Source organism: Nocardia gipuzkoensis (assembly GCF_021183645.1).
GTDB lineage: Bacteria > Actinomycetota > Actinomycetes > Mycobacteriales > Mycobacteriaceae > Nocardia > Nocardia abscessus.
Genome location: NZ_CP089225.1, coordinates 5,608,181 through 5,631,348 on the forward strand (window position 1 = coordinate 5,608,181; position 23,168 = coordinate 5,631,348).

Sequence of the window (23,168 nt, forward strand, 5' to 3'; positions counted from 1 at the left end):
TGTGACTGACTCAGTGGGGACCAGGGCGGGCAAACGGGAGCGGTTGGTCGAAGCCGCCGTGCGGGTGTTCTACCAACAGGGCGTGGAGAAGACGACGATTGCCGACATCGCTCGTGCCGCAGACGTTCCGGTTGGCAACGTCTACTACTACTTCAAGACGAAAGACCAGATCATCGAGGCGGCGATCGGCTCGCACGCACGCATCCTGGAGGCGGTGATCGCGGCGAGCGACCGGCACGAGACGCCCGCGCGGCGACTGAAGGCGCTGATCGCGGGGTGGGTCGCCGACCGTGACCAGACGGTGCGTTACGGCTGCCCGTTCGGCACCTTGTCGTCGGAACTGGACAAGCGAGGCGACGGGTTGGATACCGCGGCTGCCGATGTGATGCGCGTTCTGGTGAACTGGGCCGAACGGCAGTTCGCTGCGATGGGACGCGCCGACGCCCGGGAGCTCGCGGTCGCCTACGTTGCTGCTTATCAAGGAATCTCGTTGCTCACCAATACTTTTCGCGATCCAGAGCTCATGGTCGCCGAGGGTGCGAGGCTGGCACGCTGGATCGACTCGCTGGCGAGCTGATCTCCCCGCGGGTTCGGGCCGCCGAATCGGGTCTTGCATTCGATGCATTGCCGATATATCGTCGATAACATGAAACGAGCACGAGAGCCTTGGGAGGCCGAGATGGAACACCGAGAACAACGAGAATTCGGACGGCGTGGTCGGGGACCGCAGCCTGATCACGAGGGCTTCGAACGGGGGCTGCGCTTCCGCCGGGGCGGACGTCATGGCTTCGGTCCAGAATTCGGGCCGGGCTTCGGTCCCGGTTTCGGGCCCGGCTTCGGCCCGCACTTCGGTCGCGGACGCGGTCGGGGCGGCCGTGGCAGGCGCGGCGACGTCCGGGCGGCCGTGCTGCTGCTGCTCACCGAGCGGCCCATGCACGGATACGAACTGATCCAGCAGATCCGGGAACGCAGCGACGACATCTGGCGGCCGAGCCCCGGATCGATCTACCCGGCCCTGGCGCAGCTGGAGGACGAGGGTCTGGTCCTCATCGAGAAGGTAGCCGGACGCAAAACCGCCAAGCTCACCGAGGCGGGCACCGAGTACGTCACGGCGCACCGGGACGAGCTGGGCGATCCGTGGGCGGACGTGCAGCAGGATGTCGGGGCGCAGGCGATGGATCTGCGCGGACTCGTCGGACAGTTGATGGGCGCGGTCGCCCAGGTCGCGGCGGCGGGCACCCCGCAGCAGGCGGCGCGTGCGGCGGAGTTGCTCACCGAGACCCGCAAGTCCCTTTACCGCATCCTCGCCGAGGATGAGACCCCCGAGAAGTAGGGGAGGCGAAACACCCCGATAGAGCGGGCATTTCGAGCCGATTGGAGCGATCATTGTGATATGCGACAGTCGACTGGGTCGGGAGCCTGGGGTATTTCACACTTGCGTGGCGCTGTGCTGGCCTTCGTGCTCGCCGGCGCCACCGCGCTGGGCTCGGGCGTGGTCTCGGCCGAGCCCGTCGAGTTCCGCCCGCCCGACGTGCCGATGTACGCGTCGCCGCCGCAACCCGATCACCTGGCCGCCGCGTGGTATCAGAAGAGCCACCCGAACGCGGTTCCGAGCGGGACCAATGATTTCACCTGCGTGCCGAGCGCCGCGCATCCCCATCCGGTCGTGCTCGCGCACGGGACCGATTCCTCGGCCTATTCCGACTGGTCGGGGATCGCGCCGCGGCTGACCGCGGCCGGATTCTGCGTTTTCGCGCTGAACTACGGCGGCAAGCCCGGCGCGGAGAGCTACGGCACCGAGGATCTGGTGCTCAGCGCCTACCAGGTCGGGGCGTTCGTCGATCAGGTGCTCGCGGCGACCCGGGCGGACAAGGTCGACCTGGTCGGTTTCTCGCAGGGCGCCAACGTCACCCGGTACTACGTCAACAAGCTGGGCGGTGCGCCCAAGGTCGACCAGTGGGTCGGCCTCGCTTCGCCCACTTACGGCGGTGTGATGTACGGGCTGGTGCCGGTCGCCCAGGCGATCCCCGGCGCCCTGCAGGCATTCGCCGCGGTGACCTCGCTCGCCGCGGTGCAGCAGGCGGAGGGGTCGCCGATCATGCTCGACCTCAACGCGGGCGGCGACACGGTGCCCGGTGTGCGGTACGTGACCATCGGCAGCCGGGTCGACGAGATGATCCAGCCGTTCGAGAACATCGCGCTGCGCGGGCCGGGCGCGCGGAACATCGCCCTGCAGGACCTGTGTCCCGTCGATCTCACCGGGCACTTCCACATGGTGTACGACCCGTTCGTGCAGGAGCTGCTGCTCACCGTGCTCGATCCGGGCAGTCCGGCTCCGGTGTGCCGGGAGGTCCCGTTGGGCACCGGCATCCCCGAAGTGATCATCGCGGGCAACTCCTGACGACCACCAATGCCTTCTCCGGCCGCCGCTGAGAGGTCTCGGCAGCGGTAGTCTTGGTCTACACCTATCAATGGTTCAATCACTGATTGAACCATTGATAGGGACGTGGTTGACTGAGCGCATGCCGAAACAGGTCTCCGACTCCACGAACACCCGTGATCGTCTGCTGACGGCTGCCGAACGGCTGCTGCTCGAAGGGCGGTACGACGAGGTGTCGGTGCGCGGCATCTGCGCCGAGGCCCACGCGAATCCGGCGGCGGTGCACTATCACTTCGGGTCGAAGGACGCCCTTGTCGCGGCACTGCTCGAGGAGCGGCTGGGGCCCGTGTGGGAGAGCCGGCTGTCCGCGGTGACCGGCGGGCACGGCTCGATCACCGAGGTGGTCGATGCGGTGATCGAGCCCTTCGTCGCGTTGTCGGCCGATCCGATGGGCCGGTTGCACCTGCGGTTGCTGGCGCAATTCGTCCTCGGCAGGCATGTGACCGAATGGCGTCAGCCCTGGTTCCTGATCGATTCGTGGGTGAGCCTTTTGCCCGGGGTGAGCGAGCGCGAGAGCCGGCGGCGGTGGATGTTGGCCTTCGACCTCGTCATCATGCGATTCGGTAGTGCGGAGCAACGAGAGATGTCGCAGGAGGCGGTGGCCACCCTCCGGGACTTCGTGGTGGCCGGCTTGACCGCGCCGACAGGAGAGAAACGATGAACGACGTATTCGCGCCGGCCCAGCTCGGACCGATCACCCTCCGCAACCGGGTGATCAAAGCCGCGACATTCGAAGGCCGCACGCCGGACGCTCTGGTGACCGACGAATTGATCGAGTTCCACCGCGAGGTCGCCGCCGGTGGCGTCGGGATGACGACCGTGGCGTACTGCGCGGTCGCTCCCGGCGGCCGGACCGACCGGCACCAGATCTGGATGCGCCCGGATGCCGTGCCGGGACTGCGGCGGCTCACCGACGCGGTCCACCGGGAGGGCGCCGCGGTGAGTGCGCAGATCGGTCATGCCGGCCCGGTGGCCAACGCGGCCTCCAACCGGGCTCCGGCGCTCGCGCCGAGCCGGATGTTCAGCCCCCTCTCGATGCGCATGACGCGAACTCCCGACGACAACGGGATCCGCGCACTCGTGGCCGCTCATGCCGACGCGGCGAAGCTGGCCGAACAGGCCGGCTTCGATGCGGTCGAGATCCACTTCGGGCACAACTACCTGGTCAGCTCCTTTCTGAGCGCCAAACTGAACCGCCGCAAAGACCGGTTCGGCGGCACCTTGGCCAACCGGGCACGGTTGGCGCGCGAGATCGCCGCGGCCGTGCGCCGAGCCGTGGGTGGCCGTCTGGCGGTGATCGCCAAGCTGAACATGGAAGACGGCGTGCGCGGCGGGCTCACGGTGCCCGAGTCGCTGCAGGTCGCCGCCTGGCTGGAAGCCGACGGAACGCTGGACGCGCTGGAGCTGACGGCGGGCAGTTCACTGCTCAACCCGATGCTGCTGTTCCACGGCGACGCACCGCGGAAGTCGTTCGCCGACGTTCTTCCGGTACCGGCGCGCTGGGGTTTTCGCGTGGTGGGCAAGGCGTTCCTGAAGGAGTATCCGTACCGGGAGGCGTATCTGCTCGAGCGCGCGCGCCACTTCCGGCGCGAACTGTCGATGCCGCTGATTCTGCTCGGCGGCATCACCAACCTGGACACCATGCGGCTCGCGATGGCGGAAGGCTTCGAGTTCGTCGCGATGGGTCGTGCGCTGCTGCGGGAGCCGAATCTCCTGCAGCGCATCCGATCCGACGCCTCCACCCGGTCGGCCTGTGTGCACTGCAACGAATGCATGCCCACGATCTACACCTGTACCCGCTGTGTGTTCCATCCCGGTCAGCCGCGCGAACCCGTGGAGCTCACATTGTCGGGTGTGGGCGGCGCCGACGAAAAGGCATGATCGGCCCGGCGATCGAGCCGGGGAACCTGTGAGCGGCTGCGGCTGCGATCAGTGGCGCACCGCGCGCAGGATGGCGCCGTCCCGGGCGAGGACGAGACGGATCGCCTCGTAGTCGTTCGGGGTCAGCGACGCCCGGCGCTGCTTCCAGGAGGACAGGCTCGCCGCCAGCCCGGGGTCGGCCGTGGCGTGCGCGCGGCAGTACTCGGCCAAGGTCACCCGCAGGCGCGGGGAGGTCGCGGGGTGCCCGGCGAGCTCGATCAGGCTGGTCAGCGTCTGGCAGGCGGACACGAACTCGCGCGCCGCGACGGTCGGGCTTATCGTGGGCCGGCTCATCTTCTCCTGGTCGTCCTCATGTGTCCGCGCATCATGTCGCTCGAAACCGCAAGCGGCAGAAGATATTCAGACACGCGCGGAGCTTCGATGCCAGAAGACGGGAGTCGGATCTCGCGCGCGATCGGACTTTTCTATCGGCGCCGCCCGAGGTTCAGCGTGAGGTCAGGCTTGCGACGAGCATCGCCGTCATCGCGACGTCCATGGCCAGATGCGGGAACACCGTGACAACGAGGCGGCGGCGGGTCGACTCGAGGCCGCCGGGCGGGCGGATCACGGCCGCGGCGGCGACCACCGCGTCGAGGAGGAACACGCCCGCGAGAAACCAGCCGAGCATCGGGTACGGCAGATCCGCCGTATGGTCGGTGGCCGCATGGTGGGCGTGCCCAGCGGGGGACCCGAGAGTCGTGTGTTTCCCTACAACAACTCCGAGGTCCTCGCCAAGCCGGTGTTCGAACCCGGCCAGACGATGACCATCGACATCAAGGGCGCGCCCGATCTGACGACCCACAACGGCACCGCGGGCTGGGGCGTCTCGAACCGCTCCATCGATCCACTAGGACTCGGGATCGCCTGGTTCATGTACCACGGCTCGCACGGATTCGTCGGCGACGCAAGCGAACTCACCCGGCCGATCGTCAACGTCCTCGGTCAGGATCTGCCCCGCGGCTTCTTCCTGATGGTCAAACGCGGCGGCGAGCTGGTCCCGCGGATCACGCCGCTGGACCCGGCACTGCTGTCGGACGATCACGCCTACGCCGTGCGTCTCACCGGGGAACGTGTCGAGTTCTTCATCGACGGCGCGCCGGTGGGAGCGTTCGGCAGCCCGCCGCACGGCAAGGGCGTCAACATCCTGCGGAAGCCGGTGCCGCTGCTCGGCCAGGCCTGGCTCGATGGCAGCTACTGGTTCCCGTTGCCGATTCCGGAGTACAACGACCGCGAGCAGCGGCTCACGATGACACGGTATCGGCAGGGTCCGAGCGAGAGCACCCCGCTGCGCTGAGCCCCGGATCCGAACTTTCTCGCCGGGGACGGTTCGAGGCCGGTCTCCCGGGTATGCGACGAGATGTCAGCTTGTTCCGATATTCCAGGAGGTTGTTATGGCTGAACATGGAAGCGGTGCCCGGGAAGGCGTCGAAGGCGTCGTCGAAGATGCCAAGGGCAAGGTGAAGGAAGCGGCCGGTACCCTCACCGGTAAAGAGGGCCTGAAGGACGAGGGTCGCGCGCAGCAGGACAAGGCGGAATCACAGCGCGAGGCGGCCAGCAAGGAAGCCGCGGCGGAGAAGGCCAGGGCCGAGGCGGACGTCGACGAGGCCCGCCAGTCCTCGCATCAGCACGGACGGTAATCCACCCGCCCGGTTCGCCGGGCTGCCGACACCGCCGCCGTCAGCTCCGCTGGCGGCGGCGGATCGTCATTGCCGGAGCCGCCGCCACGACCCGGCGGGGCTAGGAAGTGTCCTCAAAGCCATATGAGCAGGGTGGCCAGGTCGAGCATGCCGCGGTAAGAGGTTGCGGTTTTGTCGTATCGGGTGGCGATGGCCCGATATTGCTTGAGCCGGTTGAAGCAACGCTCGACCACGTTGCGGCGCCGGTAAGCGACCGGGTCGAAACTCGGCGGGCGACCACCAGCCGGGCCGCGACGACGGCGGTGGGCCTGCTGATCGGCACGTTCGGGAATCGTCGCAGCGATCCCGCGTCTGCGCAGATGCTCCCGGATCGCTCGTGAAGAGTAGCCCTTGTCGGCCAGCACCCGACGTGGCCGTGTCCACGGCCGGCCCCGCCCGGGGCGTGGCATACGGATACCGGCCAGCACTCGAGTGAACACGGTGCAGTCGTTGACATTGCCGCCGGTCAGCACGACCGACAACGGCCGCCCCAGCCCGTCACAGGCCAGGTGGATCTTCGTCGTCGGTCCACCACGGGAACGGCCGATCGCGTGGTCAGCGGGCTCGTCGCCTGCCTCGGGGTAGAACCCGGTCTCCGCCGGTATGGACCACCCGACCGCGGCAGGCACCGGCGGCGTGCTGATGCGCGCGCACGATCGTCGAGTCCACCGACACCTCCCGATCCAGCTCGGCGACCGCTTCGGCGACCACCCGAACCCGCGCCACCAGCAGCGCCAAGGTCCCGTTGCGCGACCACCGCCAGAACCGGTTGTAGACGGTCTTCCACGGCCCGTACCGCTGCGGCAGGTCCCGCCAAGCGATCCCGGTCTTGGCCTTGTACAACATGCCGTTGACAACCCGCCGATCATCCACCCTGGGGCGGCCCTTAGCCCCCGACACCGGCAGCAACCCCGCCACGACCTGCCACTGCTCATCAGTCAACTCATGCCTGCGCACCACAACGCGACATCAAAACAGAACACCACCGGCCACAAAGCAGATCCGCCGCAGCAACTTTGAGGACACCCCCTAGGCGTACGGCTCGACGGTGAGCACGTAGTCGAGGCCCGTGAGCCGTTCGGCGATCTCCGGCGCGGAAGTGATGACTACTCGATTGGCGCCGCCGTCTTGGACGACTCTGCCGCCGGTCGTCCGCAGCCAATCGAAGAACTCGGTCCGAACGGCGTCGCCGCCGAGCTTTCCCGGATCCAAAAGGATGAGGTATTGGCGATCATGCGCTGACATACGACTCTCCTTTCCCTCTCCACCATCGTGGACCCATCGGCAACGAAGGGGCTCGTTTGCCGAATACCGGCAATGGCGCGGCTGAGTTGGGGCGGGAAGGCTGAGGCCGATCAGTCCCGGGCTGCCCGGCGGGCGGCGCTCACCGCACGTTTGGCGATGGCCCAGCGGTGCACCTCGGAGGGGCCGTCGTAGATGCGGAACGGCCGCACTTCACGAGAAAGGCGTGCCAGCGGGAGGTCGTCGGAGACGCCGAGCCCGCCGCACAGCTGAATGCTGCGGTCGACGATGCGGAAGATCGCCTCGGCGGCGAATGTCTTCGCTATGGACGTGGCGTTGCCCGCATGCTCCCCGTTGTCCAGTTCCCAGCAGGCGCGCACCAGCAGCGCCCGCGTGGCGGCGATATCGATCTCGTTGTCGGCGATCATCTTCTGCGCCATGCCCAGATCACCGATGCGCGCACCGAAGCCTTCGCGCTCGGCGGCCCGCTCGACGGCGATGTCGTGCCCGCGCCGCGCCGCGCCCAGCCACCGCATGACGTGTGTCATCCGGGCCGGGCCCAGCCTGACCTGGGCGTATTCGAAACCGCGATCGACCGCGCCGAGCACCGCCTCGTCGGGGACGAACATGTCCTCGAAGAAGACCTCGCAATGGCCGCCGATCATGGCCCGGTCCAGCGTGCCGATGTGCCTGCCCACGCGCAGGCCGGGCGTGTCGGCGGGCGCCAGGAACATGGTCGCGCCGCCGCGCTGCCCCGGTTCGCCGGAGGTTCGGGCCATCACGATGAAGAAGCCCGCGCCCTCGGCGCCGGTGATGAAGTGCTTGTGGCCGTTGATCCGCCAGCCGCCGTCCACTCGGGCGGCGTGGGTGGCCAGCGCCGCCGGGTCGGAGCCGGCGCCGGGCGCGGGCTCGGTCATCGCGAAGGCCGAGCGCACATCGCCACGGGCGAGCGGCTCCAGATAGCGGGACTTTTGCTCCGGGTCGGCGATGTGGGCGAGCATGTGGACGTTGCCCTCGTCCGGCGCCGCGATATTGAGCGCCGTCGGCCCGAACAGTGAGTAACCCGCCTCCTCGAATACCGGCGCGCGATCCGACATCGACAGTCCGTGACCGCCGTACTCCACGGGAGCGTGCGGTGCGAAGACTCCGGCATCGCGCGCCTGCTTGTTCAGCGCGGCACGCAGTCCGTCGCCACCCGCGGCGGTGATGTCGCCGTGGTATTCGTCCTCGATCGGCAGCACCGTCTCCCGCACGAATGCGCGGGTGCGGTCGGTCAGCGCCCGGACTTCCTCGGAATAGGTCAGATCGATCGGCATCGCGTAGTCCTCCTCGATATCCGGAGCCTGTTCGCGTAACCGAACGATCGCTCCATCTGGACACTGTCCCACCGGGCTCGACGGCTGTCAAAAAGCATGCATGCAGCGGTACTTCTCGGACCGCTGCGGTCACGTGTTGTTCAGTTATTCTGAACGCTATGCGAAATGAGGCGGAGAACGCCGCACCACACGCGGCGATCCGCCGTGCGCGCCGGGCGACCGGCCTGTCGCTGCGCGAAGTGGCCCGGCGGCTCGAGGTGAGCCCCGCGACCCTCAGCGCCGTGGAGACCGGAAAGACCGGAATCTCGATCGCCCGGCTCACCCGTCTGTCCGATGTCCTCGGCGTGCCCGTCGCCCAGTTGCTCGGCGTCACTTCTGCCCCGGCCGGCCCGATCTCCCGCCCGGTCGGCACCGTTCCCGGCGCGCGGGGCGCTTGGCGCGAATTCGCGCCGTTGGATGTCGATCCGGTGCTGGCCGCCGCCCTCGCCTCTTTCGTCGAGATCGGCTATCACGGGACGACCGTGCGCGCCCTCGCCCGGCGGGCGGGCACCAGTGTGCCCGGCCTCTACCACCACTACCGCGACAAGCACGACCTACTGGTCCGCATCCTCGACCTGACCATGGACGAACTGCACTGGCGAGTGCGGGCTGCCCGCGCCGAGGGCCGCGACAGCATCCATCGGGTGCGCCTGATCGTCGAAGCCCTGGCCCTGTTCCATACCCACCGCCGCGAGCTCGGTTTCATCGGCGCCAGCGAGATGCGCAGCCTCTCCCCGGGCGAACGCGCGCGCATCGCCCGCTCGCGCCGCGATATCCAGGCCATCCTCGACGATGCGATCGCGGAGGCAAGCGCCGAGGGCCGCGTCGCCACCCGCGACACCGGCGCCGCGGGGCGCGCCATAGCCACGATGTGCACCGCCATTCCCCAGTGGTTCCGCGAATCCGGTCCGGCGACCCCGGAGGAAGTGGCGGCTCAGTACGGCGATTTCGCTCTCGGTGTGCTCGGGGTCGATCCGGCGCGTCAGCCCACGCTGCCACCCTAGGTGGGGATCGGCTCCACCTTGGGGAAGGGACCCGCACTCTCGGGGACCTGCTGCCGGTGGCGAACAAGGCGGAAGGTTGAACACATCACCGCCAGCGATCCGGAGCCGCTCATGTCGATCCTCACCACCATCCCCACCGTGGCGGAACGGCGTGCCACGGTCTCGACCGAAGACGGCGTCGCTCTCGCGGTACGCGAATACGGTCCGCGCGATGCCGACCTCACCGTCGTCCTTTTGCACGGCCACTGCCTGCGCACCGAGTCCTGGACCTACGTTCGTGACGCGCTGCTGCGCCGATACCCCGGCGCCCGGGTGGTCTGCTACGACCACCGCGGCCACGGCGACTCCGCCACGGCGTCCCGGCGAACCTACAACCTCGAGCAGTTGGGCCGCGACCTGCGCGACGTGCTCGACGCGGTCGCCCCGACCGGACCGGTCGTCCTCGCAGGCCACTCGATGGGCGGCATGACCGTGCTGACCTACGCCGCTCGGTATCCGCACGAGATCGGCACTCGTGTCGTCGGCGTCGCGCTCCTCGCCACCGCCGCGAGCGGGCTCGCCGACGCCGGCTTCGGCCGCCTCCTGCGCAACCCGGTCGTTTCCGCGTTCCAGGCGGCCGTCCGTCGTGCTCCGGGCCTGATGCACCACGCGAAGCTCGTGGCCTGCAGACTCTTCGCCCCGGTTATCCGTACGGCGGAATTCGGCGACCGCAAGGTCAGCGCGCGGGTGCTCGCGCTGGCCAACGCGATGCGCAACGAGACGCCGATCGTCACCATGGCGACCTTCCTGAGCGACTTCATGGTCTACGACCGGACCGACGCGCTCGCCGTTCTTTCGCGGATCCCCACGCTGGTGCTGTGCGGCTCCGCTGACTTGATGACGCCGCCGTCGCATTCCGTCACCATGGCCGCGGCCGTCGAGTACTCCGACTTCGTGATGGTCGACGGCGCCGGTCACTCGGTGATTCTCGAGCAGCCCGGCCAGGTGGCCGACGCCATCGCCCGCCTGACGACGCGAGCGGCCGATACCGGTCGGGTCGGAGCCGCACAGCTCACGCTCGTCGCGTAACCCGCTCGAACACAGTCGCCGCCGACCTCGCGGTCACACGTAACGTTGTCGGAGTTTGCCCTTCACCAGTTTGCCGGTGGGGGTTCGCGGCAGGTCGTCGGCGAAGTCGAAACTCCTGGGCACCTTGTAGTGCGCGATACGGTCGCGCAGATAGTCGCGCAGTTCGTCGGCGAGCGCGGGGCCGGGCGCGGCGCCCGGCGCGGGCTGGACGACGGCCTTGACGGATTCACCCATCTCCTCGTCGGGCACGCCGATCACGGCCACGTCCAGCACCTTCGGGTGCAGGGCGAGCGCGTCCTCGACCTCCTGCGGATAGATGTTCACGCCACCGGAGATGATCATGAAGGCTTTGCGGTCGGTGAGGAACAGGTAGCCTTCCTCGTCGGCATAGCCGATGTCGCCGGTGGTGGTCCAGGTCGGGTGGTCGGGGTGGACCGCGTCGGCCGTCTTCGCGGGATCGTTGTGATAGGCGAAGGGAACCTCGTCGCGTTCGAAGTAGATGGTGCCGATCTCGCCGGTGGGAAGTTCCGCGCCGTCGTCGCCGCACACGCGGATCGTTCCCAGACCGGCCTTGCCGACCGAGCCAGGCTTGCGCAACCACTGGTCGCTGTCGATGAAGGTCGCACCGTTGGCCTCGGTCGAGGCGTAGTACTCGTGCAGGATCGGGCCCCACCAGTCGATCATCGCCCGCTTCACGTCGACGGGGCACGGGGCGGCCGCGTGCACGGCGACCCGGAGGCTGGACACGTCGTAGCGGGCGCGGACGGCCCCGTCGAGTTTCAGCATCCGGACGAACATGGTCGGCACCCACTGGCTGTGCGTCACGCGGTAGCGCTCGATCGCGGCCAAGGCCTGTTCGGCGTCGAACTTCTCCATCACCACGAGCGTTCCGCCGAGCGCGTGGACCACGCCGCCGAAGCGCAGCGGCGCGGCGTGATAGAGCGGGGCGGGAGACAGGTAGACGGTCTCGGTGTCGAATCCGTAGAGCGGGCCGAAGATCGCGGTGTAGGTGTCGCCGGGTGCGTCGCCCACCTGCCGGTCCGGCAGCGGCTGCTCGATGCCCTTGGGACGGCCGGTGGTACCGGAGGAGTAGAGCATGTCCGCACCGCGCGGCTGGTCCGGCAGGGGTTCGGGAGACGCTGCCGCCTGGGCGTCCTCGTAGGACTTGTATCCCGGCACGTGGCCGCCGAAGGCCAGGCGGATGTCGACCGCCGGGGTTTGCGCGACGATCTGCTCTGCGGCGTCGGCGAGAGCGGCCGATACGATCAAGGCCCGCGCTCCGCAGTCGTTCACGATGTAGCTGATCTCGCTCGGCGACAGGTGCCGGTTGACCGCGGTGATGTAAAGCCCGGTTCGCAACGCCGCCCAATAGACCTCGTAGACCTTCGGGTCGTTTCCGGACAGCAGCGCGACGTGATCGCCCTTGCGCAGCCCCGCGTCGTGCAGGTGCCGGGCGAGCCGAACCGAATTCTCCTCCAGTTCCCGGTAGGTCAGCACTTCGCCGCTCTCGGCGAGAACAACCGCTGCTTTTTCGGGGAATCGGTCGATGTGTGCGCCGGGGTACATGCGGCTCCTCGGTGGAACTCCAGCGGTCGATGCTCGACCGCCCGTCGTGCGCGGGCTCCCGGACCCACGGCCGCGCCGGCATCCCTGGTCTCCCGTCGAGCGGTTGCTCTGCCACCGAACGATAGCTGAAAGTGAACGGCGGTTCTGGTCTATTCGGCAAAGCGTGGTCGCCCGGGATTGAAACGGGTCCACCCGGGTAGGCCGATCCGACAACCAAGGAGGGCTGCCATGCCACGCGGACAAGACCCCGACGAAGACGAAAAGGACACAGAGCGGCCGAAAGGCGTCGCACCGGGCCCGACCGATCAGGGCGGCCACGGTGGGATGGCGACCCGGGAAGTCGCGCCGGAACTCGCCTCCGCGGATGACGAGCCGCAAGAGCCGCCGGACTGATTCCGCGCTCACCCACTGGGCGGTCGGAGGTCCACGTTCGTCATCCGGCGAGGAAGTCGGTTACCTGGATGCGGCTTGGTGGTCCATCTCGTTCAGCACGCGCGCGGCGGCATCGGCCATCACGGAATACCCGGCGGGATTGGGATGCAGGTGGTCTCCGCTGTCGAACGGCGTGGCGAGGACGTCCGGGTCCGAGGGGTTCGCGAGTGCGCGCTCGAAGTCGATGACGGCGTCGAACTCGCCGGAGCTTCGTATCCAGGAGTTGACCGCGTCCCGGACCCGTTCGCCGCGTTCGCTGTAGTACGGGGCTCCGCGATAGGGAAGCAGGGTGCCGCCGATGACGCGCAGGCCCTCCGCATGCGCCATCCGGATGAGGAGCCGATATTCGGCGATCAGCTGGTCGGCGGAGACCTCTGGATTCGGTCGCAGCCACAGTTCGGAGAGTTCACTGGCCCCGATGTCGTTGATGCCCGAGAGCAGGATCACAGTGCCGATTCCGTCCTTGTCGAGCACATCTCGGCGGAATCGGGTGGCCGCGCGTTGGCCCAGGTAATCGGAGTCCGACACGATCCGGTTTCCACCGATTCCGGTGTTGAGCACGGCTCGGGGCGCGGCGTCGACGGCTAGTCGATCGGCCAGGGCATCGGGGTATCGGTTGTCCGCGTCGGTTCCGGCGCCCGCGCCGTCGGTGATGGAGTCGCCGAAGGCAACCACGCCGTCGCGGTTCGGTGCGCCCCGGACTTCGACGTCGGCCAAGTAGTACCACGAGTCGTCGGACTCGGTGAACGCCGCACCGAAGGTATCGGCGCTGTGATCGCCGCCCGCGCGGTATGTGGTGGCGTTGCCGAGGAAGTGGAAGGTGGCCGGCCCGGTTACCTCGCTCAGGTAGAGGGTCACGGTCATCGACTGCCGCGCGGAGAACGGGAAATCGGTGGCGTCGGAGGTGAGCTCGGCGCCTTGCGGAATCACCGCGCCCGGCGCACTGTCGAAAGAGAGTGGCCGCACAGTGCCCGGATGCACCGCCGCCCGTTCAGCGCTGCGCGCGATCGTGGCCGCCGCTATCCGCAACGGCCGATCGCCGAAGAGATTGGACAGCGTGATCCGCACGGATTCGCCTGCGAGGGTCGGACGCACGGTCTGGCGGATGGTCTGGTCGACAAAGCCCTTCGTCGACCAATTGGGCCCCGCCACATCGGCGGCGGCCATCTGCGCGGCGGACCAACTGCCGAGCCATATCTCGCGCTGCTGCGATCGGTCGCCGGCATACAGCGCTGTACCGGTGACGACCAGGAGCAACGCCGCCACTGCCGACACCACGGCGGCTCGCCTATTTCGCGGGCTCATCGACCGGAGACTCCGTAGTCGCCGAGCGTTGCGATCCCGATCTCCGAGCCGGTGCCCTCGGCGATCGACCTCGGTCGGTCGCCGTCCGGTCCGGCGAGAACCGGGCGGATACCCGGTCGAACCGATTCTGCAGTGCGGCGGCCGCCGGTGCGTCCGGCGGCGCCGCAGGGAGCGATCCCCATGTCGAACTCCGTTCGATAGTCGTTGCTCGGAAGCTGAATTTACGGACCATCTGTGAGTGCGGACATGGGTACGAGGCTCAGATCATTGTCCGAAACACTCATCTTCTGCATTGGCCGAAAGCGGCCGGATTGATCCGGGCGCGGTGGCCCGATGCGGTTGGGCCGCATGGTACTTCGCGGACAGCTCTGCCGCCGGTACGCTCATCGCGGCCGTCTGCCCCGGCCTGGTCGACACCGACGCCTCCCGGCCCTGGTTCGACAACATGAACCAGGCGCAGAGCCCTGCCCAGGCGGCGAAAGCGCTGCTCGACCTCGCCCTGAGCCCCGTGCGACCCGAAACATACGGCGAGCTGGTCCAATTCGGCGTCGTTCGCCCCTGGAAATAGCGGGCGACCGACCTTCGAGCCACGGACCACGGCGTGGCGGGGACCACGCACAGCGGTAACTCCAGGCAGGGGTGCCATCGGCGCTGCTGCGCCGCATCGCCGCCGACAGCGCCACGCTGAACGCCGCCGGGTACACCCCGGACCGTGCGACCACGCTGACCGCAGGCCTCAACGCCCAGCGAAGCGCGGCCGGCTGATGGCCGCTCCCCGATTCGGTGAGGTCCGACACGCCCCGTCGGGGTCGGTGCTGTACGGCGGCAGGAGCCAGCCCAAATGCTTCTGGGAGACAATGCTCCTATGGCGATCTCGCTCGACCAGGCCGACTCGGTGATTGCTGCGGCTCGTAAGGCGGCGACCGAACTCGGTGCGTCCGTCTGTCTTGCAGTCGTGGAAGCCGGCGGGAGTCTGGTGGCCAGTGCGCGTATGGACGGTGCACCCCCGCATGCGAACGAGGTCGCGAAACACAAGGCGGACGCGGCCGTTGCGCTGGGTTTCGACACCGTGCACATGACCCCAGCACCGCAAGGACAGTCGCTGTTCGGCGAGCCGTCGCGATCGGGTGCGCACGCGCTGGTGCCCAATGGCGGTGGTGTGGTCATCCGGGTCCGTGGAACGGTTGTCGGTGCGCTGGGGGTATCCGGCGCGGCCTCCTCGATCATCGATCACAAGGTCGGCGCAGCGGCCGTCGCCCAATTGAGCTGATCGCGTTCCCAGCGCCCGGAAACCAGACGAATTCTCCTCCCGGCGCATCGTCGGGCGATGCGCCGGGAGACGAGTTCACCGTTCGATCACGCCGCGGGCGCGGGGCTGAACACGCCGAAATGATTGCCGGAGGTGTCCAGCAGATCGGCCGATACCAGACCGTTCCCGCTTGTGACGGGCGCGGTCAGTACCTTGGCGCCCAGCGCCTCGGCTGCTGCCACGGTGGCCGCGACATCCTCGACGACCACCACGAAGGTGGCGTGATTGGCCGCACTGTCCGGGGTGTGCGCGACACCGCCGCTGGGTGCCTCGCTGCCGGGGTAGTGGACCAATTCGTATCCGTCGTCGGTCGGGTACGGGCTGAAAGACCAGCCGAACAGCTCGCCGTAGAACTTTTTGATCTGCTCGGGCTCGTCGCTGCCGACCTGGAACCAGGTCACCGTGTTGTACGGGGGAGTGCTCATTGATCGTCTCCGGAATCTCGGGGTCGTGGTCTTGCCGAACCACGATCTCCTGCCGCGGCGACAACCCCCTGTCGGTGTTTTCGAATCGGCTCTACAGCGCGACGACCCGAAGCCCGGCATCCGGAATGTCCCAGGCCGACCCGTCGAACGGGCGGTGCGGCGCGGACAGTTCGGTCGCCGCCACCGACGTGATCCGGTCCAGCCGGAAACAGCGCGGACTGTCGCGCAGCCGGCACCACGCCGCCAGGTACCAGCCGTTGGCCCCGTGCACCAGCGCGAACGGCTCGACCGAGCGTTCGCTGTGCGCGCCGGACCGGTCGAGGTAGCCGATCCGCAGCACTCTGCCGATTTCGATGGCTCGTTCGATCACCGCGGGGATCTCGCGGTCGGGCTGTGCGTCGACCGACAGCAATCGGATCCGGGCGGCGAGATCTCGGGCGGCGACCGCGTCGCGTTCCGGCAGCACCGCCACGATCTTGCGTAGCGCGCTGTGGCCCGCCCGCTCGAACGGGCCACCGCGATGGCGGGCCAGCGCGACCGCCAGCGCGACGGTCTCCGCGGGTGTGAGATTCAGCGGCGGCAAAGACATGCTTTTGTCCAGCGCGTACCCGCCGCGCCTGCCGACATCGGCATAGATCGGAATACCGGCCTGCTGCAGCGCGCAGATATCCCGTTCGATCGTCCGGACGCTCACCTCGTACCGCGCGGCCAACTCGCGCGCGCTGCGCAGCCGCGGCGAGATCGCCCGCAGCTCTTCGACTATCGCGTACAGCCGATCAGTCCGGTTCACGCGGTCACCGTAGCGCCGAACACCGACACATCCCGACCGCCGACCGAGCGGCCTCCACCCCGTGCGTCCATACGGGGCCGACGCCGTTGACGGGCGGATCGGCATCGGTGACGTCGCGCAGCCCGCACCTCGACCGCGCAAGCGTTTCGCTATTCGTGTGGCTCGACGGCCAGAACGTACGCGAGGTCTCTGATCCGGTCGGCTACGTCCGGTGCGGAGGAGATGACGACGCGATCGGCGCCGCACAGTTCGACGACCTCGGCGTCGGCGGTTTGTAGCCAGTCGAAGAACGCCCCTCGAACACCCTGACGAGTCGCACTTTCGTGGTGGAGATGAGGGTCGAGACGGACGAGATACGTGCGGTGTCGCGCCGACATGACGCTCTCCTTCGATCGTCCGGACCGTGGCCGTAGCGCAGCGGTCTGCTCGGAATCGGGTGCAATCGAGTGTGCGATGTTCGCCCTGCGAACGTGATACCCGGCGTAGGCGAGCGCACGCGATGTGCAGGGAATATTTGCGGCCGCGGCTCAGCGATCAGCTCGGAGGCGTAACCGGTACCCGGATCATTCGGGGTGAGTGGTATCGCTGCGCTGGTCGAGGGTGTGCTGGAGTTCGGTGTTGAGGCGTTGTGCTTCGGCGAGTTGGTCTTCGAGGATGACGATGCGGGCGGCTGCCTCGAGGGTGTTGCCGTCGTCGACGAGTTGGCGGACCCGTGCGGCCAGGCGCAGTTGGTAGCGGGAGTAGCGGCGATGCCCACCGTCGGAGCGCTGCGGTGTCAACAGCTCGGCCGCGTCGAGGCCGCGGAGGAAGGCAGGGGTGACGCCGAGGATTTCCGCGGCCCGGCCCATGCTGTAGGCGGGGTAGTCGTCGTCATCGAGCCGGTCCTCGGCACTGGAGCCGCTGGTGGGGTTCGTGTTCTGTGGGTCCACAACACCTCTCGTGGTCAACGCCATCGGGCCCCGGCGCACTGTGCGCCGGGGCCTCGGGACTTTCGAAGGGGTTTGACTTCAATTCCATCCGCCGACCATGAGGGTCGGCGTCGAACACCGCGCCCGCACTTCTTCCCGGGCGCGGAGGAATATCGGTAACTGTCTCAGCGACCACCTCCCGGATCGACGAACCTTGTCTGCGGTATTTCGTCATCCCCTCCGGCGGTCCGGCCGACTGCACCAGGTTCTCTTCTCCGCCGGAGGGGACGGAATCTTGCTTCCGGGCAGTTCACCTGCCCGGCCAACCAGACTTCTCATCTCCAACGACAGAGACTGTATACCGCGTCTCTCAGAATGTCTACATCCCTCGGTGTAGATTTTTTCCTTCAGGTGAGAGTGTTTACTTCACGGCGCATGACGGGTAGGCGTTGGGTGTGGATACCGAGCCCAGGCCGCCGGAGGATGTCGAACGGTTCGCGTTCGAGGCCACTCGTGCGGTGATCGAGCAGGCCAAAGGCATTGTGATGTTGCTGTACGGAATCGGCGACGAGCGAGCGTTCGCGTTGCTGCGGTCGTGTTCGCAGAACACCGACGTGCACGTGCACGCGCTGGCCCAGCGGATCGTCACCGAACTCCCGGGCTCGAGTGGACAGCACACGGTAGGTCAGCTGCGCGCTGAACTGGACCGGATCATGCTCGGACCGCCGCCACCGCGCGACAGCTCGGCCCCGCCGCTGGGGCCCACCCGTGACGCTCGATGAAGACGCGTGATGAGAGTCGGTGCAGGTGTTCGTCGTCCGCGTGCCGGTGCCCATCCGGCAGAACCGGGTGGGCGGCGTGCCCCCGGTCGCCTCTCGTCTACGTCTTGTCATGGCCGATTACGTGATGTTCGTGAGGACTGACCAGTAGCGCGCAGGCGGGTCGGTTCACGGCTGCTCGTGGATTCGGCCGGCGACGAGATGGCCAGGGTTGCCTGGGGCGACCGGGTGAAGCGCTGTGTCAGTGGGCGTGTCAGGTCGACGTCAGGCCGGTGACAGCCGGGTCGGCGACAGTTTCGGTGTCAACAGCACAGCGGTCCGTTCGATCGGATTGCCTCACTACGGATCCGAAGGAGACACCATCGTGTCCACCCTCACCCTGACCGACCGGGACGAGAACACCCTGCGCACGGCCGCCTACGGTGCGGTGTCGCTGATGGCCGCCACCGGCACGCCCCACCGGGCTGGCACGAGTGCCGCTATCGCCCTGACATCGGCGACCGGTCCGGTCGGGCACGTCCTCGCGGCGAAGTCCGCCGAGATCGAACTGAACGGGAAGACCGTCGCCGAACTCGCCGACCAGGTGCTGCCTGCCCTGACCGCGGCGATGACCCTGCTCACCGCACAGGATCCGGTCGAGGCCGACAACTTCCGCACCACCGTGCTGATCGCCGTCGACGCGGCCGGTCAGGCAGGCAAGGGTGATCCCAGCCCGGCCACGACCGCGATGGCCCGCAAGATCACTGCCGCGCTCGACGCCAACGGGGCGGTCACCGCGGACAGCATAGTGGAACCGAAAGGTGCTGCCGCACTGGATTTCCCGCTACTGCAGCAGGCCCTCGCCGATATCGTTGATTCCGGTATCACCGGAATCACGCTGCGTGTGCACGATGAGCGAGGCGAGTGGGTCGGCAGCGCCGGGGTGAGCAAGCTGGGCGGGACCGCGGAGCCGCCGATCGACGGGCACGTCCGCATCGGCAGCAACACCAAGACCTTCACCGCGACCCTGGTGCTGCAACTGGTGGCCGAGGGCAGGCTCGCCCTGGACGCCCCGGTGGCCGACTACCTGCCCGAGTTCGAGCTCGACGAGCGGATCACAGTGCGAATGCTCTTGCAGCACACCAGCGGGGTGTTCAACTTCACCGGCGAGTACTACCCCGACGGAACTGTGGTGCCGGGCATTCCCGCCACCTCTGCGGGCAAGCAGTGGGTGGACAACCGATTCCACAGCTACCGGCCGGAGGAACTGGTGCGGCTGGCGTTGTCCAAGCCGGCGCGGTTCGAGCCCGGCACGGACTGGAGCTACTCCAACACCAACTACGTGCTGGCCCGGCTGCTGATCGAGAAGGTCACCGGCCGCTCGGTCGCCGAGGAAATGCACCGGCTGATCCTGGGACCGCTCGGACTGTCGGGCACCGTGGCACCGACCACCCAGACCGAGATCGCCGAGCCGCACGCGCACGCCTACTACCGGTACGAGGACGATGGCGAGCAGAAGACGGTCGATGTCACCCGCCACAACCCCTCCTGGATCTCCAGCGGCGGCGACATGATCTCGACCACCCGCGACCTGCACACATTCATCTCCGCACTGATGAGCGGCAAGCTCCTGCCGGCCGAGCTGCTCGACCAGATGTGCACCCCGCACCCGACACCCATCCCGAACATGGGTTACGGCCTGGGGGTCTTCGTACAGGACACCGGCCTGGGTGGCACCGTGATCACGCACAACGGCGGCGCCGCGGGCCACGCGGCGATGATGTTCAGCACCCCCGACGGCAGCAAGACCCTGACCGCCGCGCTGAACTACGTGGACGATGCCGCGCTCTCACTGGCGGTGCCATTTCAGCAGGCGACGCAACGTCTGGTCAACGAGGTGTTCGGCGACGGCCGAACCGCGTCTTCCGACCCGGCCGCGCCGACGCGATAGACAGCGCCGCACACCGGCGACCCGGACATGTCACAGGCCCTATATGCGGTAGAGCACGAACTGGGACCGCCTATCCATGTTGTGCCGCTAGCGAATTCCAGGGGTCGCGGGGTGGGGGCCGACGCAGCCGAGGATGAAGCAGCCCGGTGGCCAATTCGCGAACGGCGCGGACATGGGCTTGCCCAGGCAGGACAGCGGGTTGCAGCCCGGGTAGGCCATCGGGCCGATTCCGAGTGCGGCGAGGGTCGCGTCCGGATTCGAGATCATCGGATCGGACAGTTGGACATCCGATTGCTGTTCGTAGGGCGCCGCGGCGGGTATGCGGGGTTCCCGGAACGCGGCGCCGACCGCACGCAGGACATCGTGCGGGAAGCTCAACGCGCTCCCCGGAACCGTGACGCCGGTCCAACTGACCATCAATCCAAGGCTCGGCACGACGAAGTTGTCCTGGCGCATCATTCCCGACATCTGCATCGCATCCGGCGGCAGACCAGGAAAGTAGTTGGCGCAGTCCGGCCCGTTCACGACGAACAGGAAGCCGTAGCACGGGTTCGTCGGGGCGGGCCGGCTTGCCTGCGCGAGATAATCCGCCGAAATGATCCGATGATCGCCCCACTGGCCGCGATTGGTGAGCAGGAGACCGAGCTTGGCGAAATCGTCTGGTGGCAGCAGCAGATGCGCGTATCCGTAAGTGTTTCCGCTGCGGTCACGCCCCCAGAAGTAGTCGGTCGGCGGAATTCCCAGCGGATCGAACAGCTTTCGCTGCGCGTAGGCCTGGAAGTCCTCGTCGACCGCACGCTGGATGACGTATGCGAGCAGATCGACAGCGCGCTGACTGTAGCGCCACTCGGCGCCCTGCTGTTGGTCGATCGGCATCGCCAACGCCTGCGCGACCACATTCGGGTCGATTTGCGCCAGCCCGGTGATGCCCTCGGAGGCCACCGCCACCTGCATGCCGCTGGATTCGATGAGCAGATTCCGCACCGTGATCGCGCGATGGCCGGCATCGCCGAGTCCGGGCGGCAGATAGGCGCCGATCGGGTCATCGAGCCGCAGCCGCTGCTCGTCCACCGCGATCCCGGCCACCATCGAAACCACACTCTTGGTGCTGCTCCAGAGATTCCACGGCACACCGGCGGCCCGCGCGTTGTTCGGGCCGGTCGCGATCAGGCAATTGTTCCGAAAGATCTGCAGCGTCGTGCGCGTCGAATCCGCCGCGAGCGCCACCGCCTGGCGCAGCGCCGCCGAATCGAGTCCGACCTCCTCCGGCGTCGCCGTTTCGGGTGCCCGTCCACTGCTGACCGCGCAATGCCTCAGCCCGTCCGGCCCGGCCTGCGCCATTACCGGTGCACCAATCCCCAGCATCGACGTGGTCACCGTAATGGCAGCCACCACAATGCTTCTCATACCTCGACCCACACCGGCCTCCGCTCTCGACGAACTCCACCTGGCTCATCGCCCCCACCTCACCCCCGGTTACCACCTTGGGTGCCCCTACTTGTAGGGGGCGGACCTGCGTGATCACCGCAGCCGCCTGGCGCAGGAGGAGTGGATGTCGACCAGGAATGTCGTCGATCGCCGCTACCGTCGGCGACGCCGCCGGAGATGTATCGCCGCCGGTGGAAGTCGTCAGCGCGAACCAGACATGCCCGGCGACGCCGTTCCTGCACACCTATCGGGGCGTGCGGGTCGAATGCGCCGAACCCGGCCGGAACTACTCGGCCGGCCGCATCGTGCCGATCCACGGCGATGCTCCCATCGCCCCAGCGGTGCCCGCCGTCACCGCCAGCGGCAGCGGGTTGGACCCGCACATCTCCCTGGAGTACGCGGCCATCCAGGTGGCTCGCATCGCCAAGCGGCTACGGCGAACTCTGCGGTCCGCCGTCACCTGAGGAGTTCTCGGCGACCAAGTCTGTCACCACGTGAATTCTTCAGATGTGGCGAACCGCAGACAGAGATGCCGTCGCAACAGTCCGAAGACCGACTTCTCCGATGATTCGGATCTCGCGAGCAATCGCTACGAGACCGACCACTTGCTGTCTACAGCATCCGACGAGGCGTGCTCATCGCTTTGGCACGCCGCACGGATACTCGCGACCACACCGCCTGCTGCACTGCCACCGTCGCCCACCCTGCCAGTGCCATTCCGGACAGGTTCACCACGAGTTGCAGGGCGCTGCCCCAGACCGCCGAACCGACACCGAAAGCGGCGCCGAGTGCGATATTGCCCGCGGCCGGCACGGTGGTGACAGAGATGAAAACGCCGGCCAGTCCTCCCGCCTTGGCGGAGGTCAGCGCCAGCACTCCGGCGGCGGCAGCGACGACGGCGACGATGAACGACCATTTGTCGGGTGTGTAGATGAAGGCTGTCCCGGGGCGTGGGCCGGTGACGTCTTCCACGGTGATCCAGCCCAGCCCGCGCCCGAGCAACGCGAGGGTGAAGGTGATCGCGATCGCGGTGGCGAAGCCGAGCAGCAGTGTGCGGACAGCGAGCCCGAACAAGGCGAATCGGCGACGTACCAGCGCGACTCCGAGTGCGGCGATGGCTCCGAACTCCGGCCCGAGGACCATCGCCCCGATTACCAGAATCTGACTGTCCAGCACGATCGCGATCGCGGCGATCACGGTGGCGAAGGTCATGAAACTGAGATAGGTCCAGTTCAGCTCGGTTTCCTCATACGAGCGCTGGGCCACATCAGCCCATACCACTGCGTCTGCGCTGCTACCGGGGGTGCGTACCTCGCAATCGAATCCGCTGCGAGACAGCCAGGTACGCACCGGTTCGATCTCGATAGTGCCCACCCGATGTAGGCCGATCGCGCGCAACCGCTGGATCAAGTCGTTGGCCGCCTCGCGCGCCACCTCGGCCACCAGCATGTCACCCTTGGGCCGCAGCGCCGCGCCGCGCATCACCGCCAGGCCGCTGACGGCATCGTCCTGTTCGAGAATTCGGATCACGTCATCGGTCATCTCGCTCGGAGCCAGCATTCGCAGTCGCAACACCCCGATAGTGTGCCGC

At 67.7% G+C, this 23,168-nt stretch carries 29 protein-coding genes; 16 read left to right on the top strand and 13 right to left on the bottom strand.

Annotated features, from left to right (window positions below):
- Window position 1 precedes the first annotated feature (1 nt).
- The 5 genes from LTT66_RS25595 (at window position 2) to LTT66_RS25615 (ending at window position 4,321) form a co-directional block, all read left to right on the top strand.
- The gene (locus LTT66_RS25595) at window positions 2-577 is read left to right on the top strand and encodes a TetR/AcrR family transcriptional regulator (protein WP_233060972.1); all 576 of its coding nucleotides are present in this window, start codon (window positions 2-4) and stop codon (window positions 575-577) included.
- A gap of 102 nt (window positions 578-679) precedes the next feature.
- Window positions 680-1,333, top strand: a complete 654-nt coding sequence (locus LTT66_RS25600; protein ID WP_233069397.1) for a PadR family transcriptional regulator — start codon at window positions 680-682, stop codon at window positions 1,331-1,333.
- Window positions 1,334-1,393: 60 nt separating this feature from the next.
- Window positions 1,394-2,401: an esterase/lipase family protein gene (locus LTT66_RS25605; protein WP_233060973.1), complete on the top strand. Its 1,008-nt coding sequence runs from the start codon at window positions 1,394-1,396 to the stop codon at window positions 2,399-2,401.
- A 121-nt stretch (window positions 2,402-2,522) separates the two neighbouring features.
- Complete coding sequence (locus LTT66_RS25610; RefSeq protein WP_233060974.1) at window positions 2,523-3,101, top strand: TetR/AcrR family transcriptional regulator; 579 nt, start codon at window positions 2,523-2,525, stop codon at window positions 3,099-3,101.
- Complete coding sequence (locus tag LTT66_RS25615; protein WP_233060975.1) at window positions 3,098-4,321, top strand: NADH:flavin oxidoreductase; 1,224 nt, start codon at window positions 3,098-3,100, stop codon at window positions 4,319-4,321. The genes LTT66_RS25610 and LTT66_RS25615 overlap by 4 nt, the downstream gene beginning before the upstream one ends.
- Window positions 4,322-4,369: 48 nt before the next feature.
- Here LTT66_RS25615 and LTT66_RS25620 read toward each other — a convergent pair whose 3' ends face one another.
- Both LTT66_RS25620 and LTT66_RS25625 read right to left on the bottom strand, forming a co-directional pair.
- Window positions 4,370-4,654 (bottom strand): hypothetical protein, encoded by a 285-nt coding sequence (locus LTT66_RS25620; protein WP_233060976.1) that lies wholly within the window; start codon window positions 4,652-4,654, stop codon window positions 4,370-4,372.
- 151 nt (window positions 4,655-4,805) lie between these two features.
- Window positions 4,806-5,117 carry a DUF5134 domain-containing protein gene (locus tag LTT66_RS25625; RefSeq protein ID WP_233069398.1) on the bottom strand — a complete coding sequence of 104 codons (312 nt, stop codon included), beginning with the start codon at window positions 5,115-5,117 and terminating at the stop codon, window positions 4,806-4,808.
- Between LTT66_RS25625 and LTT66_RS25630 the strand changes: the two genes are divergently transcribed.
- Window positions 5,025-5,654, top strand: a complete 630-nt coding sequence (locus LTT66_RS25630; RefSeq protein ID WP_233069537.1) for a hypothetical protein — start codon at window positions 5,025-5,027, stop codon at window positions 5,652-5,654. The two genes, LTT66_RS25625 and LTT66_RS25630, sit on opposite strands and share 93 nt — an antisense overlap.
- Before the next feature lie 97 nt (window positions 5,655-5,751).
- A complete protein-coding gene (gene mbp1 / locus LTT66_RS25635; protein WP_181720867.1) occupies window positions 5,752-5,997 on the top strand; it encodes a microaggregate-binding protein 1 in 246 nt (81 codons plus the stop codon).
- A 113-nt stretch (window positions 5,998-6,110) separates the two neighbouring features.
- Here mbp1 and LTT66_RS25640 read toward each other — a convergent pair.
- The 3 genes from LTT66_RS25640 to LTT66_RS25650 all read right to left on the bottom strand — a co-directional run bounded on the left by LTT66_RS25640 (window position 6,111) and on the right by LTT66_RS25650 (window position 8,594).
- Window positions 6,111-6,996 (bottom strand): IS5 family transposase gene (locus LTT66_RS25640; protein ID WP_408638672.1). Its coding sequence is split into 2 segments (ribosomal slippage): window positions 6,111-6,653 and window positions 6,655-6,996, totalling 885 coding nucleotides; the frame shifts between segments, so codons are not numbered across the junction.
- A 69-nt stretch (window positions 6,997-7,065) separates the two neighbouring features.
- Window positions 7,066-7,281 carry a hypothetical protein gene (locus LTT66_RS25645; protein WP_233060977.1) on the bottom strand — a complete coding sequence of 72 codons (216 nt, stop codon included), beginning with the start codon at window positions 7,279-7,281 and terminating at the stop codon, window positions 7,066-7,068.
- A 110-nt stretch (window positions 7,282-7,391) separates the two neighbouring features.
- Complete coding sequence (locus LTT66_RS25650) at window positions 7,392-8,594, bottom strand: acyl-CoA dehydrogenase family protein (RefSeq protein ID WP_233060978.1); 1,203 nt, start codon at window positions 8,592-8,594, stop codon at window positions 7,392-7,394.
- A gap of 158 nt (window positions 8,595-8,752) precedes the next feature.
- Here LTT66_RS25650 and LTT66_RS25655 point away from each other — a divergent pair, with 158 nt between their 5' ends.
- The gene (locus LTT66_RS25655; RefSeq protein ID WP_233060979.1) at window positions 8,753-9,637 is read left to right on the top strand and encodes a TetR family transcriptional regulator; all 885 of its coding nucleotides are present in this window, start codon (window positions 8,753-8,755) and stop codon (window positions 9,635-9,637) included.
- A 111-nt stretch (window positions 9,638-9,748) separates the two neighbouring features.
- Window positions 9,749-10,705 carry an alpha/beta fold hydrolase gene (locus tag LTT66_RS25660; RefSeq protein ID WP_233060980.1) on the top strand — a complete coding sequence of 319 codons (957 nt, stop codon included), beginning with the start codon at window positions 9,749-9,751 and terminating at the stop codon, window positions 10,703-10,705.
- A gap of 33 nt (window positions 10,706-10,738) precedes the next feature.
- Here the strand turns inward: LTT66_RS25660 and LTT66_RS25665 are convergent, their stop codons facing one another.
- Window positions 10,739-12,271 (bottom strand): acyl-CoA synthetase, encoded by a 1,533-nt coding sequence (locus tag LTT66_RS25665; protein WP_233060981.1) that lies wholly within the window; start codon window positions 12,269-12,271, stop codon window positions 10,739-10,741.
- 228 nt (window positions 12,272-12,499) lie between these two features.
- Here LTT66_RS25665 and LTT66_RS25670 point away from each other — a divergent pair, with 228 nt between their 5' ends.
- Window positions 12,500-12,664, top strand: a complete 165-nt coding sequence (locus tag LTT66_RS25670) for a hypothetical protein (protein WP_195064241.1) — start codon at window positions 12,500-12,502, stop codon at window positions 12,662-12,664.
- A 60-nt stretch (window positions 12,665-12,724) separates the two neighbouring features.
- Here the strand turns inward: LTT66_RS25670 and LTT66_RS25675 are convergent, their stop codons facing one another.
- Window positions 12,725-14,008, bottom strand: a complete 1,284-nt coding sequence (locus tag LTT66_RS25675; protein ID WP_233060982.1) for an SGNH/GDSL hydrolase family protein — start codon at window positions 14,006-14,008, stop codon at window positions 12,725-12,727.
- 292 nt (window positions 14,009-14,300) lie between these two features.
- Here LTT66_RS25675 and LTT66_RS25680 point away from each other — a divergent pair, with 292 nt between their 5' ends.
- The 3 genes from LTT66_RS25680 (at window position 14,301) to LTT66_RS25685 (ending at window position 15,278) form a co-directional block, all read left to right on the top strand.
- Window positions 14,301-14,576, top strand: coding sequence for a hypothetical protein (locus LTT66_RS25680; protein WP_233060983.1), 276 nt, complete (start codon window positions 14,301-14,303; stop codon window positions 14,574-14,576).
- 71 nt (window positions 14,577-14,647) lie between these two features.
- Complete coding sequence (locus tag LTT66_RS37135; RefSeq protein WP_269821972.1) at window positions 14,648-14,773, top strand: hypothetical protein; 126 nt, start codon at window positions 14,648-14,650, stop codon at window positions 14,771-14,773.
- Window positions 14,774-14,873: 100 nt separating this feature from the next.
- On the top strand, window positions 14,874-15,278 hold the full coding sequence (locus LTT66_RS25685) for a GlcG/HbpS family heme-binding protein (RefSeq protein ID WP_233060984.1): 405 nt from the start codon (window positions 14,874-14,876) through the stop codon (window positions 15,276-15,278).
- A gap of 86 nt (window positions 15,279-15,364) precedes the next feature.
- Here LTT66_RS25685 and LTT66_RS25690 read toward each other — a convergent pair whose 3' ends face one another.
- From LTT66_RS25690 to LTT66_RS25705, 4 genes are all read right to left on the bottom strand, one after another.
- Complete coding sequence (locus LTT66_RS25690; protein ID WP_195095332.1) at window positions 15,365-15,742, bottom strand: VOC family protein; 378 nt, start codon at window positions 15,740-15,742, stop codon at window positions 15,365-15,367.
- Window positions 15,743-15,833: 91 nt separating this feature from the next.
- Window positions 15,834-16,532, bottom strand: a complete 699-nt coding sequence (locus LTT66_RS25695) for a helix-turn-helix transcriptional regulator (protein WP_220135264.1) — start codon at window positions 16,530-16,532, stop codon at window positions 15,834-15,836.
- A gap of 149 nt (window positions 16,533-16,681) precedes the next feature.
- Window positions 16,682-16,909, bottom strand: a complete 228-nt coding sequence (locus LTT66_RS25700; RefSeq protein ID WP_233060985.1) for a hypothetical protein — start codon at window positions 16,907-16,909, stop codon at window positions 16,682-16,684.
- Window positions 16,910-17,095: 186 nt separating this feature from the next.
- On the bottom strand, window positions 17,096-17,461 hold the full coding sequence (locus LTT66_RS25705) for a MerR family transcriptional regulator (protein WP_233060986.1): 366 nt from the start codon (window positions 17,459-17,461) through the stop codon (window positions 17,096-17,098).
- Between the two features lie 434 nt (window positions 17,462-17,895).
- Here LTT66_RS25705 and LTT66_RS25710 point away from each other — a divergent pair, with 434 nt between their 5' ends.
- Window positions 17,896-18,222 carry an ANTAR domain-containing protein gene (locus LTT66_RS25710; protein WP_233060987.1) on the top strand — a complete coding sequence of 109 codons (327 nt, stop codon included), beginning with the start codon at window positions 17,896-17,898 and terminating at the stop codon, window positions 18,220-18,222.
- A 361-nt stretch (window positions 18,223-18,583) separates the two neighbouring features.
- Window positions 18,584-20,149 (top strand): serine hydrolase domain-containing protein, encoded by a 1,566-nt coding sequence (locus tag LTT66_RS25715; protein ID WP_233060988.1) that lies wholly within the window; start codon window positions 18,584-18,586, stop codon window positions 20,147-20,149.
- An 87-nt stretch (window positions 20,150-20,236) separates the two neighbouring features.
- On the opposite strand, the gene LTT66_RS25720 is transcribed toward LTT66_RS25715, so the two are convergent.
- Window positions 20,237-21,541: a serine hydrolase domain-containing protein gene (locus LTT66_RS25720; protein WP_233060989.1), complete on the bottom strand. Its 1,305-nt coding sequence runs from the start codon at window positions 21,539-21,541 to the stop codon at window positions 20,237-20,239.
- A 173-nt stretch (window positions 21,542-21,714) separates the two neighbouring features.
- Here LTT66_RS25720 and LTT66_RS25725 point away from each other — a divergent pair, with 173 nt between their 5' ends.
- On the top strand, window positions 21,715-22,041 hold the full coding sequence (locus tag LTT66_RS25725; protein ID WP_408638673.1) for a potassium-transporting ATPase subunit C: 327 nt from the start codon (window positions 21,715-21,717) through the stop codon (window positions 22,039-22,041).
- A 148-nt stretch (window positions 22,042-22,189) separates the two neighbouring features.
- Here LTT66_RS25725 and LTT66_RS25730 read toward each other — a convergent pair whose 3' ends face one another.
- Window positions 22,190-23,152, bottom strand: coding sequence for a DUF389 domain-containing protein (locus tag LTT66_RS25730; protein WP_233060990.1), 963 nt, complete (start codon window positions 23,150-23,152; stop codon window positions 22,190-22,192).
- Window positions 23,153-23,168 lie beyond the last annotated feature (16 nt).

Excerpts from the sequence above, each read along its gene's own strand:
- LTT66_RS25600 (WP_233069397.1), top strand. The coding sequence starts at position 680 with ATGGAACACCGAGAACAACGAGAATTCGGACGGCGTGGTCGGGGACCG.
- LTT66_RS25605 (WP_233060973.1), top strand. The coding sequence starts at position 1,394 with ATGCGACAGTCGACTGGGTCGGGAGCCTGGGGTATTTCACACTTGCGT.
- LTT66_RS25610 (WP_233060974.1), top strand. The coding sequence starts at position 2,523 with ATGCCGAAACAGGTCTCCGACTCCACGAACACCCGTGATCGTCTGCTG.
- LTT66_RS25615 (WP_233060975.1), top strand. The coding sequence starts at position 3,098 with ATGAACGACGTATTCGCGCCGGCCCAGCTCGGACCGATCACCCTCCGC.
- LTT66_RS25620 (WP_233060976.1), bottom strand. The coding sequence starts at position 4,654 with ATGAGCCGGCCCACGATAAGCCCGACCGTCGCGGCGCGCGAGTTCGTG.
- LTT66_RS25630 (WP_233069537.1), top strand. The coding sequence starts at position 5,025 with ATGGTGGGCGTGCCCAGCGGGGGACCCGAGAGTCGTGTGTTTCCCTAC.
- mbp1 (WP_181720867.1), top strand. The coding sequence starts at position 5,752 with ATGGCTGAACATGGAAGCGGTGCCCGGGAAGGCGTCGAAGGCGTCGTC.
- LTT66_RS25645 (WP_233060977.1), bottom strand. The coding sequence starts at position 7,281 with ATGTCAGCGCATGATCGCCAATACCTCATCCTTTTGGATCCGGGAAAG.
- LTT66_RS25650 (WP_233060978.1), bottom strand. The coding sequence starts at position 8,594 with ATGCCGATCGATCTGACCTATTCCGAGGAAGTCCGGGCGCTGACCGAC.
- LTT66_RS25655 (WP_233060979.1), top strand. The coding sequence starts at position 8,753 with ATGCGAAATGAGGCGGAGAACGCCGCACCACACGCGGCGATCCGCCGT.
- LTT66_RS25660 (WP_233060980.1), top strand. The coding sequence starts at position 9,749 with ATGTCGATCCTCACCACCATCCCCACCGTGGCGGAACGGCGTGCCACG.
- LTT66_RS25665 (WP_233060981.1), bottom strand. The coding sequence starts at position 12,271 with ATGTACCCCGGCGCACACATCGACCGATTCCCCGAAAAAGCAGCGGTT.
- LTT66_RS25670 (WP_195064241.1), top strand. The coding sequence starts at position 12,500 with ATGCCACGCGGACAAGACCCCGACGAAGACGAAAAGGACACAGAGCGG.
- LTT66_RS25675 (WP_233060982.1), bottom strand. The coding sequence starts at position 14,008 with ATGAGCCCGCGAAATAGGCGAGCCGCCGTGGTGTCGGCAGTGGCGGCG.
- LTT66_RS25685 (WP_233060984.1), top strand. The coding sequence starts at position 14,874 with ATGGCGATCTCGCTCGACCAGGCCGACTCGGTGATTGCTGCGGCTCGT.
- LTT66_RS25690 (WP_195095332.1), bottom strand. The coding sequence starts at position 15,742 with ATGAGCACTCCCCCGTACAACACGGTGACCTGGTTCCAGGTCGGCAGC.
- LTT66_RS25700 (WP_233060985.1), bottom strand. The coding sequence starts at position 16,909 with ATGTCGGCGCGACACCGCACGTATCTCGTCCGTCTCGACCCTCATCTC.
- LTT66_RS25725 (WP_408638673.1), top strand. The coding sequence starts at position 21,715 with ATGTCGTCGATCGCCGCTACCGTCGGCGACGCCGCCGGAGATGTATCG.